At 59.2% G+C, this 15611-nt stretch carries 16 protein-coding genes; 10 read left to right on the top strand and 6 right to left on the bottom strand.

The genetic code is table 11. From position 1 onward, the window contains the following. Position 1: 1 nt before the first annotated feature. Positions 2-493 carry a tripartite tricarboxylate transporter TctB family protein gene (locus BOA8489_RS07420; RefSeq protein ID WP_093973389.1) on the bottom strand — a complete coding sequence of 164 codons (492 nt, stop codon included), beginning with the start codon at positions 491-493 and terminating at the stop codon, positions 2-4. Beyond that, a complete protein-coding gene (locus BOA8489_RS07425; RefSeq protein ID WP_093973390.1) occupies positions 493-1455 on the bottom strand; it encodes a Bug family tripartite tricarboxylate transporter substrate binding protein in 963 nt (320 codons plus the stop codon). The genes BOA8489_RS07420 and BOA8489_RS07425 overlap by 1 nt, the downstream gene beginning before the upstream one ends. Before the next feature lie 100 nt (positions 1456-1555). On the opposite strand from BOA8489_RS07425, the gene BOA8489_RS07430 reads away from it, so the two are divergent. From BOA8489_RS07430 to BOA8489_RS07440, 3 genes are read left to right on the top strand one after another with little or no spacing between them, the layout of a single operon-like run. Beyond that, a complete protein-coding gene (locus tag BOA8489_RS07430) occupies positions 1556-2224 on the top strand; it encodes a response regulator transcription factor (RefSeq protein ID WP_093973391.1) in 669 nt (222 codons plus the stop codon). Further along, entirely contained in the window at positions 2221-3603 is a 1383-nt protein-coding gene (locus tag BOA8489_RS07435) for a sensor histidine kinase (RefSeq protein ID WP_093973392.1), read from the top strand. The genes BOA8489_RS07430 and BOA8489_RS07435 overlap by 4 nt, the downstream gene beginning before the upstream one ends. Then, positions 3573-4610, top strand: coding sequence for an ABC transporter substrate-binding protein (locus BOA8489_RS07440; protein ID WP_093973393.1), 1038 nt, complete (start codon positions 3573-3575; stop codon positions 4608-4610). Before BOA8489_RS07435 ends, BOA8489_RS07440 begins: the two co-directional genes overlap by 31 nt. A 4-nt stretch (positions 4611-4614) precedes the next feature. Here the strand turns inward: BOA8489_RS07440 and BOA8489_RS07445 are convergent, their stop codons facing one another. The 4 genes from BOA8489_RS07445 to BOA8489_RS07460 are packed head-to-tail and all read right to left on the bottom strand — an operon-like array spanning position 4615 to position 8835. After that, a complete protein-coding gene (locus BOA8489_RS07445; protein WP_093973394.1) occupies positions 4615-5619 on the bottom strand; it encodes a nuclear transport factor 2 family protein in 1005 nt (334 codons plus the stop codon). An 8-nt stretch (positions 5620-5627) separates the two neighbouring features. Next, a complete protein-coding gene (locus BOA8489_RS07450) occupies positions 5628-6509 on the bottom strand; it encodes a carbohydrate ABC transporter permease (protein ID WP_093973395.1) in 882 nt (293 codons plus the stop codon). Positions 6510-6512: 3 nt separating this feature from the next. Next, entirely contained in the window at positions 6513-7541 is a 1029-nt protein-coding gene (locus BOA8489_RS07455; protein ID WP_093973396.1) for a carbohydrate ABC transporter permease, read from the bottom strand. A 58-nt stretch (positions 7542-7599) separates the two neighbouring features. Further along, the gene (locus tag BOA8489_RS07460) at positions 7600-8835 is read right to left on the bottom strand and encodes an ABC transporter substrate-binding protein (RefSeq protein WP_093973579.1); all 1236 of its coding nucleotides are present in this window, start codon (positions 8833-8835) and stop codon (positions 7600-7602) included. Between the two features lie 282 nt (positions 8836-9117). Here BOA8489_RS07460 and BOA8489_RS07465 point away from each other — a divergent pair, with 282 nt between their 5' ends. From BOA8489_RS07465 to BOA8489_RS07495, 7 genes are all read left to right on the top strand, one after another. Next, positions 9118-10173 (top strand): ABC transporter ATP-binding protein, encoded by a 1056-nt coding sequence (locus BOA8489_RS07465; protein ID WP_093973397.1) that lies wholly within the window; start codon positions 9118-9120, stop codon positions 10171-10173. A gap of 133 nt (positions 10174-10306) precedes the next feature. Continuing rightward, positions 10307-10792: an ester cyclase gene (locus BOA8489_RS07470; protein ID WP_093973398.1), complete on the top strand. Its 486-nt coding sequence runs from the start codon at positions 10307-10309 to the stop codon at positions 10790-10792. A gap of 25 nt (positions 10793-10817) precedes the next feature. Further along, positions 10818-12128 (top strand): histidinol dehydrogenase, encoded by a 1311-nt coding sequence (gene hisD, locus BOA8489_RS07475; protein ID WP_093973399.1) that lies wholly within the window; start codon positions 10818-10820, stop codon positions 12126-12128. A gap of 4 nt (positions 12129-12132) precedes the next feature. Then, positions 12133-12792, top strand: coding sequence for a hypothetical protein (locus tag BOA8489_RS07480; protein ID WP_093973400.1), 660 nt, complete (start codon positions 12133-12135; stop codon positions 12790-12792). Beyond that, complete coding sequence (locus BOA8489_RS07485) at positions 12789-13553, top strand: SDR family NAD(P)-dependent oxidoreductase (RefSeq protein WP_093973401.1); 765 nt, start codon at positions 12789-12791, stop codon at positions 13551-13553. The genes BOA8489_RS07480 and BOA8489_RS07485 overlap by 4 nt, the downstream gene beginning before the upstream one ends. Next, positions 13553-14575 carry a LacI family DNA-binding transcriptional regulator gene (locus tag BOA8489_RS07490; RefSeq protein ID WP_093973402.1) on the top strand — a complete coding sequence of 341 codons (1023 nt, stop codon included), beginning with the start codon at positions 13553-13555 and terminating at the stop codon, positions 14573-14575. The genes BOA8489_RS07485 and BOA8489_RS07490 overlap by 1 nt, the downstream gene beginning before the upstream one ends. Continuing rightward, positions 14572-15540: a nuclear transport factor 2 family protein gene (locus tag BOA8489_RS07495; RefSeq protein WP_093973403.1), complete on the top strand. Its 969-nt coding sequence runs from the start codon at positions 14572-14574 to the stop codon at positions 15538-15540. Before BOA8489_RS07490 ends, BOA8489_RS07495 begins: the two co-directional genes overlap by 4 nt. The last annotated feature ends 71 nt before the right edge of the window (positions 15541-15611 follow it).

Here is a 15611-nt window from a genome sequence, read left to right on the forward strand (position 1 = left end):
GTCAGTGCCCTCCTACGAAGGGAATGAGAATAGCCAGCGCGTCCCAAAGCTGGCCCTCTTTCGGAATGCGATAGGCGACAATGTTTCCAAGCCCAAGCGCGTATTTGAACAGAACGAACAGCCCAAGCGACAACCCAAACCCCGACAGGATCGAAGCAACCGGACGGAATGAAATCTGATAGCTCAGGATCCCGGCGGCAAAGATCGTCGGCCCGATGAATCCCAAAGGCTTCAGCAGCACCGCGTAGATCGCCAGCACCACTACCGCGATGGCCATGGAAATCCATGTCGGACCACCAGGCCAGTCCGGATCGGGATCAGCCCGGAAGATGATGGACAGGGAACAAATCGCCGCCACGCCGCCGATCAGAAGCGGGAACAGTTTCGGCAGAAACTCACCCGAGAAGAAATTCGTCTGAATCTGGGTGGCGGCCGCGATATACGCGACCGCCGTGATCAGAGTGATCAGACCGAATATTCGGTCCGAAGCCATTACTGGATGACTCCAAGCTCTTTGGACATCGCGTTGATGTCTGCAACCAGCCCGTCAACATATGACTGGAACTGACCACCAACCAGCGTGAACGGAGCCAAGCCGTTGTCGGCCATGGCCTGAGCCCATTCTTCCGAGTCTGCGACCTGCTGCAACTTGCCGGCCCATTCCTCGAAGTGCGCGTCCGAAATGCCTTTCGGTACATAAAGACCACGCCAGTTAACGGCCACGACGTCATAGCCCTGCTCTTTGGCGGTCGGAATGTCCTCGAAGCCAGGCACGCGGTCTTCGGTCAGAACCGCGATCACGCGAATGTCGCCGTTGGCAAGGAACGAAACCACTTCCGACATGTCGCCGGTCATCGCTTGGGTGAAGCCACCGACTGTCTGCGTGATGGCATCCGCGCCACCGTCAACACCGATGTACTTGATCGACGTGATATCGGTGAAGCCGCCCTCTTTGAGGATCATCAAAGGCTTCATATGGTCAAATCCACCAACGGCTGAACCGCCGGCAAAGGCAACCGAACCGGGATCGGCCTTGATCGCCTCAACCATGTCACCCAGCGTCTGAAACGGGCTGTCAGCCGCCACAACGATCACGCCCGGATCAGCACCGATGGCACCGACGAAACGCACCTGATCTGCAGTCATGCCTGCATAGGCGTTCTGTGCAAGACGTGTGGTTGTCGCCGAAGAAGCCGCGATAATCAGGTTTTCTTCGTCGTTGCGCTCGTTGACGACCGTTGTGTAGGCCAGTCCGCCGCCGGCACCCGGCATGTTGGTGACCTGAACGGGCGTGTCGACAGCACCGATATCGTACAGGATCTTGCCGATCTGACGGCAGGTAAAGTCCCAGCCACCGCCGGGGTTGGCCGGTGCGATGCACTCAGCCGCAGAAGCTGCTCCGCCGATCAGGCAAAAAGCAGCGGTCAGCCCAAAGGCTTTTACTTTCGTTTTCATGAAGTCCTCCCATTTGACTTGGCGGTTTTTTTCCGCTCATCGTGACAAAAGCCTAAGCACCTGACACCGACCTGTCACGGCCAATTTTAAACGGGGCCCCATGCGATTTCTGCTGATCGAAGATAATGCCAACCTTGCCAGCGCCGTCGCCGAGCGTCTGCAACTGGATGGCCACGCCGTTGATCACGCAGGTACGCTGGATGATGCCGAATCCTGCATCGCTGCCGCCGATTACGATTTGATATTGCTGGATATTATGCTTCCCGACGGAGATGGCCGGACCTTCCTTCAATCGCACCGCCGAGCCGCAAAAAGCACGCCAATCATCGTCACCACAGCCCGCTCCGAAGTCTCGGACCGTGTCAGCCTTTTGGACCTTGGCGCCGACGATTACATCACCAAGCCTTTCGACTTTTCCGAGCTTGAAGCCCGCTGTCGCGCTGTTCTGCGCCGCCGCGGGGGTGTCGCAGCCAACCGTCTCACAGTCGCCAATGCGGTGCTTGATTCGACCGCTGGCGAGCTACAGATCGACGGCGTCGGCCAAACCCTGCGCAACCGCGAACTGCGCCTTCTTGAAGTCTTTTTCACCTCACCCGGTCAGGTCTTCTCCAAATCCTATCTTCTTGACCGGCTTTTTTCCTTCTCCGAAGACGTCGGTGAAAACGCCATCGAGGTCTACGTCGGACGCATCCGCAAACGCCTTGAACCTTCTGATGCCGTCATCGAAACCGTGCGCGGCCTGGGCTATCGACTGGTCGCAAAACAGTGACCTTTCCACCCCTCACGCGATCGATCCGCACCCGGCTCTTCCTCCAGCTGGCCGCCATCTCCGCGCTATTGTCAGTCGCGCTTTTTCTTGTCGTGCGCGGCCTTGCCGAAACCGCCGCCGAAGCCACGCAAGACGGTATCCTCTCCGCATCCGCCACCTCAATCGCCGATGCCTTGCGCTCTGAAGACGGCGAGATCACCCTCGATCTGCCCTATTCCGCGCTCTCGATGCTTGGCACCACCAACGATGACCGCGTGTTCTACAAAGTCGAGGTGAACGGCGAAACGCTGACAGGATATGACGATCTGCCAGCACCAACCGACGCGCCGACGATCTCGCGAAACACTTTCGCAACCTTCGATTATCGCGGCGACGAAGTGCGCATGGTGTCTGCATCGCGCACCGTCAGCGCGGGTGGCGTGCCGTCAAATGTCTTGATTTCCGTCGCCCAGACCCGCCTCGGCCTTGCCGCCATTTCTCAGCGCATCAGCGCCATCGCCACCGGCGTCGGCCTTGTGTTCTTCCTCGTCGCCACCGCCCTCAGCCTGCTTGCCGCGCGCTCTGCCTTGCGTCCTCTGAAAGAACTCACCGCCGCCGTCACGCGTCGTGGTCCCGCCGACCTGCGCCCCCTCGCAATCCAGCCGCCGACCGAACTGGAACCCTTCGTTTCTGCTTTGAACACTTTCATCGCCCGCCTGCGCGCCTCGCTCCTGCGCTCCGAGGACCTCATCGCCGAAGCCGCCCACCGCGTCCGCACACCCCTTGCCACCGTGCGCGCCAAAGCCGAGGTCACGCACCGCAAACTGAACAAACCCGAGCACCGACAGACCATGCGGGAAATGATCCGCGCCATCGACGAAAGCTCGCGCTCCGCCGGTCAGCTTCTTGATCACGCCATGGTCACCTTCCGCACCGACAGCCTCGCAACGGAATCCATCGATATGGGCGAACTGGTGCGCGAAACCGTCGCCCGTCTGGAACCCGCCGCCGACCTCAAGGACGCCACAATCCGCTGCACCATTCCCAAACAGCCGCCCCATTTCACTGGCGACCGCATCCTGTTGCAAAGTGCGATCCAGAACATCCTCGACAACGCGATCAAATATTCCCCCGACGATAGCGATATCGCCGTCACCCTGACCGCCGTCGACACCCTCCGACTTGATGTCTCCGATCAGGGCAGGGGCTTTGGCGACACCGACACGAACACCCTGAAGGCCCGCTTTTCACGCGGTGCCAACGTCGACGACATCGTCGGCTCCGGCCTCGGGCTCACCATCGCGGACGAGGTCGCCCGCGCGCACGGCGGCACCCTTGCAATCACCCGAAACGAAGGAGCAAAAGGCGCATGCGTTTCGCTTGTCTTCCCGCTGCAATAATCGCGTCGTTAACCTTCCTTAACGCCGCTGCCGCTTTCGAGATTGAGGAGCGCGCGACCTACGCCGCGTCCAATCCGCAAACTGAACTGCGCATCATCTCCACCGCTGATCGGGGCGTCTTCGAGCCGATCCTGGTCGCGTTCCAACAAAAAAACCCCACGGTTTCAATAGACTACGTTATCGCCAGCACAACCGAACTGATGAAAGCCGTCCACGAGGAGGGCGAGGTTTTCGACCTTGTCATCTCCTCTGCGATGGACCTGCAAACCAAACTTGCCAATGACGGTTTCGCGCAAACATACCGTTCACCCGCCACTGACGCGCTGCCGGATTGGGCCAAATGGCGCGATCAGGTCTTCGCCTTCACGCAGGAACCCGCCGTCCTGATCCTCTCCGAAAAAGCCTTTCCAACGGACGATTATCCAACGTCCCGCGACGCGCTGATCGACCTCTTGCGGGACCAGCCCGACCGCTTCCGCGGCAGGGTCGGAACTTACGACGTGCGCATCTCCGGTTTCGGCTACATGATGGCCACGCAGGATGCCCGCGTTTCCGAGAATTTCTGGCGCCTGCTCGAGGTCATGGGCCGCCTTGATGCGCGGCTCTACTGCTGTTCGGGCGCCATGTTGCAGGACATCCGAAACGGCGATCTTGCCATCGCCTATAACGTCCTCGGCAGCTACGCCCAAGCTCAACTGGCCGACGGCGGTGGCTATCGGATCGTCCTGATGAGCGATTTCGCCAACATCATGCTGCGCACCGCCGTGATCTCGTCGAATGCAGAAAACGTGACCGACGCGCAGATCATGGTCGACTTCCTCGCCTCCCTCGAAAGCCGCCCGGATCTCGTTGCCGCCTCCGGCCTTCCGGCCATCGACACCGATGCGTTGCAGTCCAATGTCGCGCTCAGACCCATCCGTCTAGGGCCGGGTCTTCTGGCCTTCCTCGACCGCCTCACACGCCGCAATTTCCTGCGCAACTGGGAAGCCTCGATCACTCAGGAATGATGGCTCAGACCTGTTGCCTTGCCATTCGCTCCAGCACATCGACGCCTTGCGTTTTCATCCAGTGCAGCATGTCGATGAAAACCCAGTTCTCTGCCAGTTTTGCGTCCCGGCGCAGGTAAATATCCACCACGCGAAACTCGGTCTTCTGCCCCTGCGAAGACGGCATTCCCAGGAATCCGCCTTCATGCACTGCCTGAAAATTCGGCCAGCCAAAGAACCCGCCAAAATGCCCCTCGGCCAGTCGCGCCAGATGTCCGGTTTTCGTGCGATCCTTGAACGCCGCCCGAAACGGCCCCGAATGCTGCTTTGCGTAACGCTCGATCGTGTAGGTCGCGCCGATCCCCTCGGGGCCCCACCAGATCATGTCGTCATGCCATGTGCGGGCCAGTTCTTCTTCAAGCGGCACCCCAAGGTTCCATGTCCCCAAGTCACCTATCATCGCGTTAATGGTTCTTAACGTTGCCGTTCCCTCGGCTTCGGGCGCGTCTTCAAACAGTAAACCATTATGCGAAATCGGCCCCGGTTGCACCAGATGCTGCGCCGTCGCGGGCGGGAAGGGCGACTGTCCTGCTTGCGTCATGATATGTGGAATATCGCAGAAGAACGCTGTCTCGACGATCCGCTCACTCTCCACGCGGTTGAATTCTGCATAGCGCAAAAAAGCCATTTTGCGCGTCGGGCGAATCCCCAGCCAGGGCGCATCAAATAGCCCCATCAAATGCCCCATCGACACGACCCAAACGCCCTTGAATCCGTCAATCTCGTTGCGTCCGGCAAAGAAGATATCCTGTCGCCGTTGCACGCGTGAGAATGCGCGCAGATACGGCTTCCAGAAGGTATCTGCGACGGCTTCGGCACCGCTGTGTACATTGAACGGATGCACGCCCCGCCACGTCCAGTCGGGTGCCACGCGCGCGCTCAGGACCCCGGAGACATCTTCAGACGTCGCACGAGACAAGACCTCGTAATGCGCCAATACAACGGCCTTTTCGGCCTGAAATCCGGACATTTTTATCTTTAACCCTTAACCGCTCCCGCTGTCAGACCGCTGACGATCTGGCGCTGGAAGAACAGGATCAATACAAACAACGGCGCGGTCGCAGACACAACCGCTGCCACCGCGAACATCACGTTGCCCTCTTCGAATGTAGACCCAAGGAAGCTGGCAATTTTCGGAACCATCGTTTGATTTTCCTGGCTGAGAAGCATCGCCGTCACGGCGAAATCGTTATATGCCAAAAGAAAGCTGAACAGCCCTGTCGTGATGACGCCCGGCCACATGACTGGAATGATCACATACCGAAACGCCTGAAAACGGGTGCATCCATCGACCATCGCGCTTTCGTCCAGGTCTTTGGGAATATTCAGAAAAAACGAATGCAGCATCCACAGTGTAAACGGCTGGTTGATCGCAACCAAAACGATGATGGACGTGGGCAAATGCCCCCAGACATTCCACTCGAAAAATGGCAGCAGATAGCCTGAAACCAGCGTGATATGCGGCATCGCCCGGAACACCAGCGCAATCATAAGCAGCCAAAACGCATAGCGGTATCCGGACCGCGCCAAGGCATATCCTCCCAGCGTTCCGAACGTGAGAGAGATGATGACCGTGAAGAAAACCACGATGAACGTGTTCAGCGAAGCGCGCCAGAACTCCTGATCGATCCATGCGCCCGAGTAGGCGTGAGTGGTAAACGCATCTCCCGTTTCCACGATTGTACGCGTCCCCCAAAGCGCATTCGTCCAATCCGCTTTCGAGAAGAAATCGCCCTGCACTTTGAATGAACCCCAAAGGGTCCAAAGGAACGGGAACGAGGCGATAATGACCCAGAGGATCACGAAACCCGTGGCGAATATTGCCAGCGTCGGCGAGCGCTTCATTGCTGCGGATGCCATCGCTCAGGTCCTCTTTCGATTGAAGTCGCGCCAAGTCCGGATCAGCACCGGCGTCAGCAGAATGGCCACGCCGATGATCGTCAGAATCGACGTCGCGGCGGCCGAGTTGAACCGTGCAATATCGCCGCGCAAGTCCGCGAAAATGATATAGGACAGTGACGTCGCATTGGCCGATGCGGAAAAGCCGACGATCGGTTCAAACACGCGGAAGTTGTCCATCAGCTGGATCAGCGTGATAAAAACGACCAACGGCATCAGATAGGGCACCACGACGTATCGCACCCGCTCCCAACGGCTGGCCCCGTCGACCATCGCGGCCTCCAATGTGTCTTCCGGCACGGTCTGCAAGCCTGCGTAAAACACCACAAAGGCAAAGGGTGCCGAACTCCAAACGCCATAAACGATCAGCGTTATCCATGTCAGCGCGGGCGAAGCTTTCAACGACAAATCGGGGTCGTCGAACAACACTTGCAGCGTCTTTCCGATCACCCCTTCGGCGTCGATCATCCAGAACAGGATCAGCGATCCAATCAGCGGCGTGATGATCATCGGCAAGAGCGACACGAAGATCGTCGGACCCTTGAACATCTTCGGCAAGGCATTCACGCCAAGCGCAATCGCCAGCCCCAACAGGATGATCAGGGGCGTACAAACGAAAGTATAGGTTAACGTAAATGCCAGCGCCCGGTAAAACGGCAGGTTCATCACTTCGCTGACGAATGCCCCGAGACTCTCTCGCGTGGACCAGGCTTCGCCGATCTCGGATGTCGCCAGATGGCCCCGGTCGAAGTATGTGCCAAGCCCGTTGAAACGGCCAAGAGGCTCGGCCTCGCGGATGGCAGCAGTTGCGTCGTTATCGATAATCGTTTCGGTTTCACAGCCGAAGGGACCGCAGTTTTCGACCTCGATCAGGACTTGTTCGTGTTCGATGAAAAGGGACTGAAACGCCACCGAGACAATCGGCATGGCGATGAACAGAAACATCGCGGCCAGTGACGGAAAAATGAACCAAAAGAAGGTCTTATGCGGCATCTGACAGCCCTCGTGTTCCAGTAGAACCGGGGCGCCAATGCGCCCCGGCAGTCAGGCATTACTGGAGAAAGCCTTGCTCTTTTGCTGCCGCCGTATAGGCCGCTTCAATGTCTGCCAGGGCTTGCTCGGCACTTTCACCGCCTTGCAGGAAGTCCGACAATTCGTCGCCCAAAGCCGAATGCATCAGGCCCATGAACGGGATCATCGGATAGGGGCGTGCGCCGGCCGAAGCCGTTGCGAAAACGCCGGTGGCAGCCGGGCCAGGCGTGAATCCGTCGGCCAGCCAGACCGCTGCATCGTTGTTGGCTGTGATCACTTCGGGGCGGATGCCGTTAACCATGGCGATAAAAGTCGCTTCGGCGTCTTCGTCGCTGATGTTGGCGGCAATCGTGAAGCCGTCCCACCACAGTGTCGACGCTGGCGTGTCGCCACCGCCGACGGTCGGGGCCGCGGCCAGAACCGTATTTGACGTCACTTCCTCGGTCGAGCCTTCGTCATCCAGAATGCCCGAAGCGCGTGATCCCCAAAGCTGTGCAATCGCCACATCGCCGGCTTCCCAGATCGCGCCCGTCGCATTGGAATCGAACGTCAGGAAGTCGGGGTTCGACAAATCCGCTAACGCTTTCAACGTGTTCAGCGCCAAAATGCCGCTTTCGTTGTTGATCGCCGGTTCAGCCGTTCCCGGTTTGAAAAAGGACGCGCCCGTGCCCGTGTACATGTTGACGAATTCTTCCCCGAGGTTCCATCCGGTCTTTGAATTCATCGCAAACGGATGCTCCATCAGGCCTGCGTCCCGTATCGCCTGACCGGCTGCAATCACCTCTTCATACGAAGAGGGCACTTCAAGCCCGGCTGCGTCCAGAATATCCTGACGCACATAGAGGTGCTGCGCGTTCGCCATGAAGGCTATCGCCATGACCTTGCCGTCGATGGTAATCTTCTGTGTGTCCTTGATCCCTGCGCCATACTTGGCGATCAGATCATCAAGTGGCCGGATCAGCCCTTCGTTCAGCAACGGAACAATGGACGAGTTCGCGACGATGGCCGAGGTGTATTGCGCCGGGTTCGCCGTCAAGGCGGCGACCTGAATGTCGCGATGTTCGGTTGTCAGGTTGCTTTCGATCGTCACCGTGGACGACGCACATTCCTTCGCGCCTGCGACCAGCGCCTGAATGGCGCCGAACTCGTTGCCAAGGATGTTCACGTTGCCGCTTGCGATCCCGCAATCGGCATATGCGGTCGATCCCATCAGCACGATGGCTGCGGATGCCGCGGTCGTTTTGAAGAAGTTCATGGTCAAAAGACCCCCCTGTTTCTCCACCTTTGATGATCAAAGGCCGTTGTTTTTTGGTCGGCCCTGCAGCCGGTCTGCACTTGGTGCAGCGCAACGGACGCGAATCGCAAGTCCATTGCATACGATTGCAATTACACGTCATGAATGAGCCTCATGGCAAGAAAAAACTTGGTTTAGTTGCTAGATTTGGATCATAAAAGATTAACTCTTGCGCAGAATCGAGAATCCGAATTACGCTTGCAATCGTATGCAAAATGAAAACGTCGCACAGGGGGAAACGCCGTGGCCGAGGTTCAGCTCCGTAATATCAACAAGCGCTGGGGCGATTTCGTGGGTGTCGAGAATTTCGACCTGACAATTGCCGATCGTGAATTCCTCGTTCTGCTCGGGCCTTCGGGATGCGGCAAGACGACGACGATGCGGATGATCGCGGGACTTGAGGATGCGACAGAGGGCGATATCCTGATCGACGGCAAGCGCGTCAACGATCTTGACCCGAAAGACCGCGACGTCGCGATGGTTTTTCAAAGCTACGCGCTCTATCCGAACCTCGACGTCTACGAGAATATCCGTTTCCCGCTGAAGGTCCGCAAGGTCGACCCGGCCACCCATGACGCTGCTGTCATGCGGGCTGCCGAAATGGTCGAACTGACCGAATTCCTCCACCGTCGCCCGGCGGAATTGTCCGGCGGTCAGCGCCAGCGCGTCGCGCTTGCCCGCGCCATCGTGCGCCAGCCGAACGTATTTCTGATGGACGAGCCACTGTCTAATCTCGACGCGAAATTGCGCGTGTCGACCCGTGCGCAGATCAAGAACCTCAGCCACGAACTGAAGGTCACCACGGTTTACGTCACCCATGACCAGATCGAAGCCATGACCCTTGCCGACCGCGTTGTCGTCATGTCGCGCGGAGTCGTGCAGCAGGTGGGAACACCCACCGAAATCTACGACAAACCCGCAAACACCTTCGTCGCCAGCTTCATCGGTAACCCCGCGATGTGTCTGATGGACGGGACGCTGACCAACGGTGTTTTCGAGGGCAAGAACGTCCGGATCGAGGGCCTTCCCACGCATCACAATGGCCCCGTCACGCTTGGGTATCGGGCCGAAGACGCAAGTCTCGCCGACAGCGGCGCCATCACCGCGCCGATCTACTCGCTCGAACTTCTGGGCGACGCGACGATGGTCACCGTCAGGGCCGGTGGTGCGATGGTGTCGATAAAGGCGCACAAGGATTACCGGGCGGAAATCGGAGATCCCGTGACCGCAGATATCCCCGCCGGCATCTGCCATATCTTCGATGCGGCGTCCGGAAAACGCCTCGACGTTGCGGTGTAAGTCTCTGATATGACGATGATAAGAATGAGATCCTTCCGATGACCACATACGACTTCATAGTGGTCGGCGACGGGTCCGCAGGTTGCGCAGTTGCGGTCCAACTCGCGACGCACTTCAATTGCGAGGACGCAACATGAGCCTTGATCCCAAATCCGCAGAAACCCTCGCTGTCGTGCGCCGCATGGAAGCGGGGCTTGCGGCAAACGAAAACGACATGACGCAATACTTCCACGAGGATTTCCTGTGGCGCGGCAATCAGGGCTGCGGCACGAAAAATGGCGTCGAGGCCTTCCGGAACAACTGGCAGCTTCCCTTCCGTGCCGCCTTCACAGACCGCGATTACATCACCGAAAAGTTCATGGCCGACGGCGAATGGGCCTCGTGTTTCGGCCACATCGAGGCCACGCATTCCGGCACCTTCATGGGCATCCCCGCCACCGGAAAGCGCGTGCGCATCCCCTATATGGATTTCTGGCGTGTCGAGGATGGCCGGATTGTCGACAATCCCGTTTCTGTCGATTTTGCAAGTGTTCTCATGCAGTTAGGTGTCGATATCTTTGACGGAAAGGGCTGGGAACACTACGACAGTGGCGCCGCCACGCCCCCGAAACCCGAATGACTGATCCAGATCAGGACCTAAACCAATGACCATCACACATTTGAAATCCGGTAAGCCCGAAAGCGAGCGTGCCGAAGATGACGCCAAGGTCCGCGCCATTGTCGAGACCACTTTGAAAGACATCGAAACACGTGGTGATACCGCCATTCGTGAACTCTCGGCCAAATTCGACAAATACGAGCCCCCAAGCTTCCGCCTCACCGCTTCCGAGATCGAGGCCGCGGTGCAAAAGGTCAGCGCGCGCGACATGGACGATATCAAGTTTGCCCAATCGCAGATCCGCACCTTTGCTCAGGCCCAACGCGCTTCGATGACCGATATCGAGGTCGAAACCCTGCCCGGTGTGATCCTCGGCCATAGAAACATCCCCGTGCAGTCCGTCGGGTGCTACGTCCCCGGCGGCAAATTCCCGATGGTCGCCTCCGCGCACATGTCCGTCCTGACCGCGTCGGTTGCGGGCGTGCCGCGCATCATCGCCTCTGCGCCGCCGCAGAACGGCGCGCCGCACCCGGCCATCGTCGCGGCCATGCACATGGGTGGCGCACATGAAATCTACGTTCTCGGCGGTATGCAGGCCGTCGGAGCCATGGCGATCGGCACCGAAACCATCGACCCCGTCCACATGCTTGTCGGCCCTGGCAACGCGTTCGTAGCGGAAGCAAAACGCCAGCTTTACGGCCGCGTAGGCATCGACCTGTTCGCCGGCCCGACCGAAACCATGGTCATCGCCGACCACTCAGTCGACGCCGAACTTTGCGCCACCGACCTTCTTGGACAGGCCGAACACGGCTACAATTCGCCTGCTGTTCTTCTGACAAATTCCGAAAAACTCGCTCGCGAAACTCTGGCCGAGATCGACCGCATTCTCGACATTCTGCCGACCGCCGAAACCGCCCGGACGTCGTGGAACGACTACGGCGAGGTCATCGTCTGCGACACCTACGACGAGATGCTGGAGGTCGCCAACGACATCGCCTCCGAGCACGTTCAGGTCATGACCGACCGCGACAACTGGTTCCTTGAAAACATGCACAGCTACGGCGCCTTGTTCCTCGGGCCCCGCACGAATGTTGCCAACGGCGACAAGGTGATCGGCACAAACCACACGCTGCCCACCAAAAAGGCGGGTCGATATACCGGTGGTCTTTGGGTGGGTAAGTTCCTGAAAACCCACAGCTATCAGCGCATAACCACGGACGAGGCCGCCACCACGATCGGTGAATACGGCTCGCGGCTGTGTATGCTTGAAGGCTTTGTCGGCCACGCCGAACAATGCAATATCCGCGTGCGCCGCTACGGCGGCAAAAACGTCGCTTATGGAAAGGCGGCCGAGTAACACCATGCCCAGACGCACCCCCGGCACCTATACTGGACTGGAAGACTTGGGCCGTGTGCGCCTGTCGCCCTACTTTTACATGCGCGATTTCCTCTATTCCGAGATCGGCAATTTCTTCGGCAAACCGAACCTGCCTGTTGACCCCGACCTTGCCATCGCCGCGGGCAAGAAGCTTTGCGCGGCCATTCTCGATCCCATGACCGAAACCTTTGGCCCTCTCCATATCCGCTCGTCCTATCGCTCGCCCGACCTCAACCACTTTGGCGCGACGGAAGTGAAACCGCAGAAATGCGCCCGAAACGAGGCCAATTACGCCGGTCACATCTGGGACATTCGCGACGCAAAGGGCCGCATGGGAGCAACCGCGTCAATCGCCGTGCCGTGGTTCGCCGACCAGTTCGAAAAGGGTCGCGACTGGCGCGATCTGGCATGGTGGATTCACGACCATCTGGACTACCACCAGCTTTATTTCTTCCCCAAACTCGCGGCCTTCAACGTCACTTGGCGGCAGGCCCCCGAACGTTCGATCCTGAGTTACGTCGCGCCTCGGGGAAAACTCTACGCCGACGGGCAAATACCGCCCGAGCCTGCGAAAACCCGAAAAGCCCGCTACGCCGATTTCCCGCCCTTCAAGGGCATCTCCTACCCAAAGGTTGCCGCGTGACATTACCCAAAACACCTTCCTTCCGCCTCGACGGCAAACGCGCACTTGTCGCCGGAGCTTCCTCTGGCATCGGTGAAGGCTGCGCCGTCGCCCTGGCCGAGGCGGGTGCGCATGTGACTTTGGCCGCGCGTCGCGAAGAACCGCTGAACGCCTTGGCGCGCACCATGCGGGCCGCTGGTTTTGACGCTGATATCCTGCCGCTTGACGTTGCAGACATCGCCGCGACCGACGCCAAGGTCTCGGCCCATGGCCCGTTCGATGTGCTGGTGAATTCCGCCGGTCTTGCCCGTCACAGCCCCGCGCTCGACACGACGCCGGAAGATTACGACGCCGTGACTGATCTCAATGTCAAAGGCGCTTATTTCCTCACCCGCACCGTCGCGCGCGGATTGATCGAGGCAAGAAAACCCGGCAGCCTGATCAATATTTCCAGCCAGATGGCCCACGTCGGCGGCATCGACCGCGCTGTTTACTGTGCCACCAAACATGCGGTCGAAGGCTTCACCAAATCCATGGCGATTGAGTGGGGCAAACGCGGCATCCGCGTCAACACGATCTGCCCGACCTTCATCCGCACCCCCCTTACGGCGCAAACCTTCGAGAATCCCGAACGGGTCGCTTGGATCGAGGAAAAGATCAAAATGGGCCGCGTCGGGGAAGTCACCGATATCATGGGTGCCGTCGCCTATCTCGCATCCGACGCCGCGGCGCTGGTCACTGGCGCGTCCCTTTTGATCGACGGAGGCTGGACCGCGGACTGATGGCTCAGGGCAAGATCACCTCTCTCGATGTGGCACGACTTGCGGGCGTCAGTCAGTCTGCCGTCAGCCGCGTATTCACCAAGGGCGCTTCGGCCAGCCCCGCAACGGCCGCCAAAGTGAAAAAAGCCGCGCTTGAACTTGGCTATCGCCCCAACCCAATCGCGCGTGCCATGATCACCGGAAAAAGCCGGATCATCGGCCTTCTGGTGGCCTATCTCGACAATCAGTTTTACCCAATCGCGCTTGAACGCCTGTCTGCCGCCTTGCAAGAACGCGGCTACCACATTCTTGTTTTCATGGCGAAAAACTCAACCGACGGGATCGAGGAAATTGTGCAGGAACTGCTCGACTATCAGGTCGACGGCATCATCGCCGCCAGCGTTTCAGTGAACGGTGCCCTCGCTGAACGCTGCGCGGATGCAGGGATCCCGGTCGTCTTGTTCAACCGCGGGCAGGATGGCTCGGGCCTGTCGACCATCACCTCCGCCAATGTCGAAGGGGGGCGCAAAGTCGCCGATTTCCTCGTCGCGGGCGGGCATAGGCGCATCGCCCATATTGCCGGGTGGTCGGGCTCCTCGACAGGGCGGGATCGCCAACGCGGCCTGACCGAAGGCCTTGCCGCGCACGGACTTGAGCCCACTCACATTATCGACGGCATGTACAACCGCGACACGGCCGCCGGAGCTGCGCGCCAGTTGATGGCGCTACCGGATCCTCCCCATGCCATCTTCGTCGGCAACGATCACATGGCCTTTGCAGTCATGGACGTGATCCGCAGCGATATGGGCTTGTCGATCCCGGGCGATGTCTCGATTGTCGGCTATGACGATGTGCCCCTCGCGGCCTGGGCGGCCTATGACCTGACGACAGTGCGCCAGCCCGTGAACCGCATGGTCGAAGCCACCGTCGAGACACTTCTGGGCGAAATAGATTCCGCTGACCGCCCGGGCCAGAAAACCGCTATCGAAGGGCCGCTCATCCTGCGCGGTTCTGCAAGAAAACCAATAGGATCAATGCCATGAAGGGCTTCTCGAACCGCTGGAAAGACTTCCCCGACTATATCATTGGCATAACTAAGGAGATCTGGGAGGACCGGGGCGTCGCGACGCTGGATCACTACTACGCGCCGAACATACCCGTGCGCTCCCCCATGGGCATCCAGCAAGGCAACCTCGCGGTCAAAGCCTCGACCATGGCGACGATCAACGAGTTCCCGGACCGCGAACTTCTTGGTGAAGACGTCATCTATTCCGACGATCCCGAGCATGGGCTTTTGTCGTCGCACCGGCTTTTGACCAAAGCCACGCACACCCAAGACGGTCAGTTCGGTCCCGCCACCGGCAAACACTGGGTCGTTCGCGTCATTGCCGATTGCGCGGCGAAGAACGACACGATCTATGACGAATGGCTGGTGCGCGACTATGGCGGAATCGTCCGACAGTTGGGCATGAACCCGCGCGAATACGCCGCCGGTCTGATCGAAAGCGAAGGCGGTGCGGCGTCGGCGAAGAAACCCTTCACGCCGGGCGATGACGTCGAGGGTGACTACAAGGGACGCGGCAATGACAACGAATGGGGTGTGGCCTATGCCAACTCTCTCAACCGCATCATGGGTCACGACTTCAACCATATCCTGGCCGACTGGGACCGCGCGGCGATTGGCGAATATCCCGGCGCGCAGACGGCGTATGGCCGCGATGAGATGGTGAAATTCTGGATCGGCCTCAGGGCGTCCTTCCCGAACGCGACGTTCAACATTCATCACCAGATCGGCATGGACGCCGATATGCTCAGCCCGCGCGCGGCGGTGCGTTGGTCTTTGGATGGTCTGCACGAAGGGTGGGGGACTTTCGGCAAACCGACCGGCGTTCCTGTCCACGTCTTCGGCATGAGCCACGCCGAGTTCGGCCCCTGGGGCTTGCGCCGCGAGTTCGCGCTTTTTGATGAGGTTGCGATCTGGAAGCAGATTCTGATGGCCGCGGCATGAGCTTTGCATCTCATGTTGCGCCGGCTTTGCCGTCGCGAGGGGAGGGGGCCAGCCCCCTCTTGGCCTTTGGC

The sequence above is a fragment of the Boseongicola aestuarii genome (assembly GCF_900184815.1).
Classification (GTDB): Bacteria; Pseudomonadota; Alphaproteobacteria; order Rhodobacterales; family Rhodobacteraceae; genus Boseongicola; species Boseongicola aestuarii.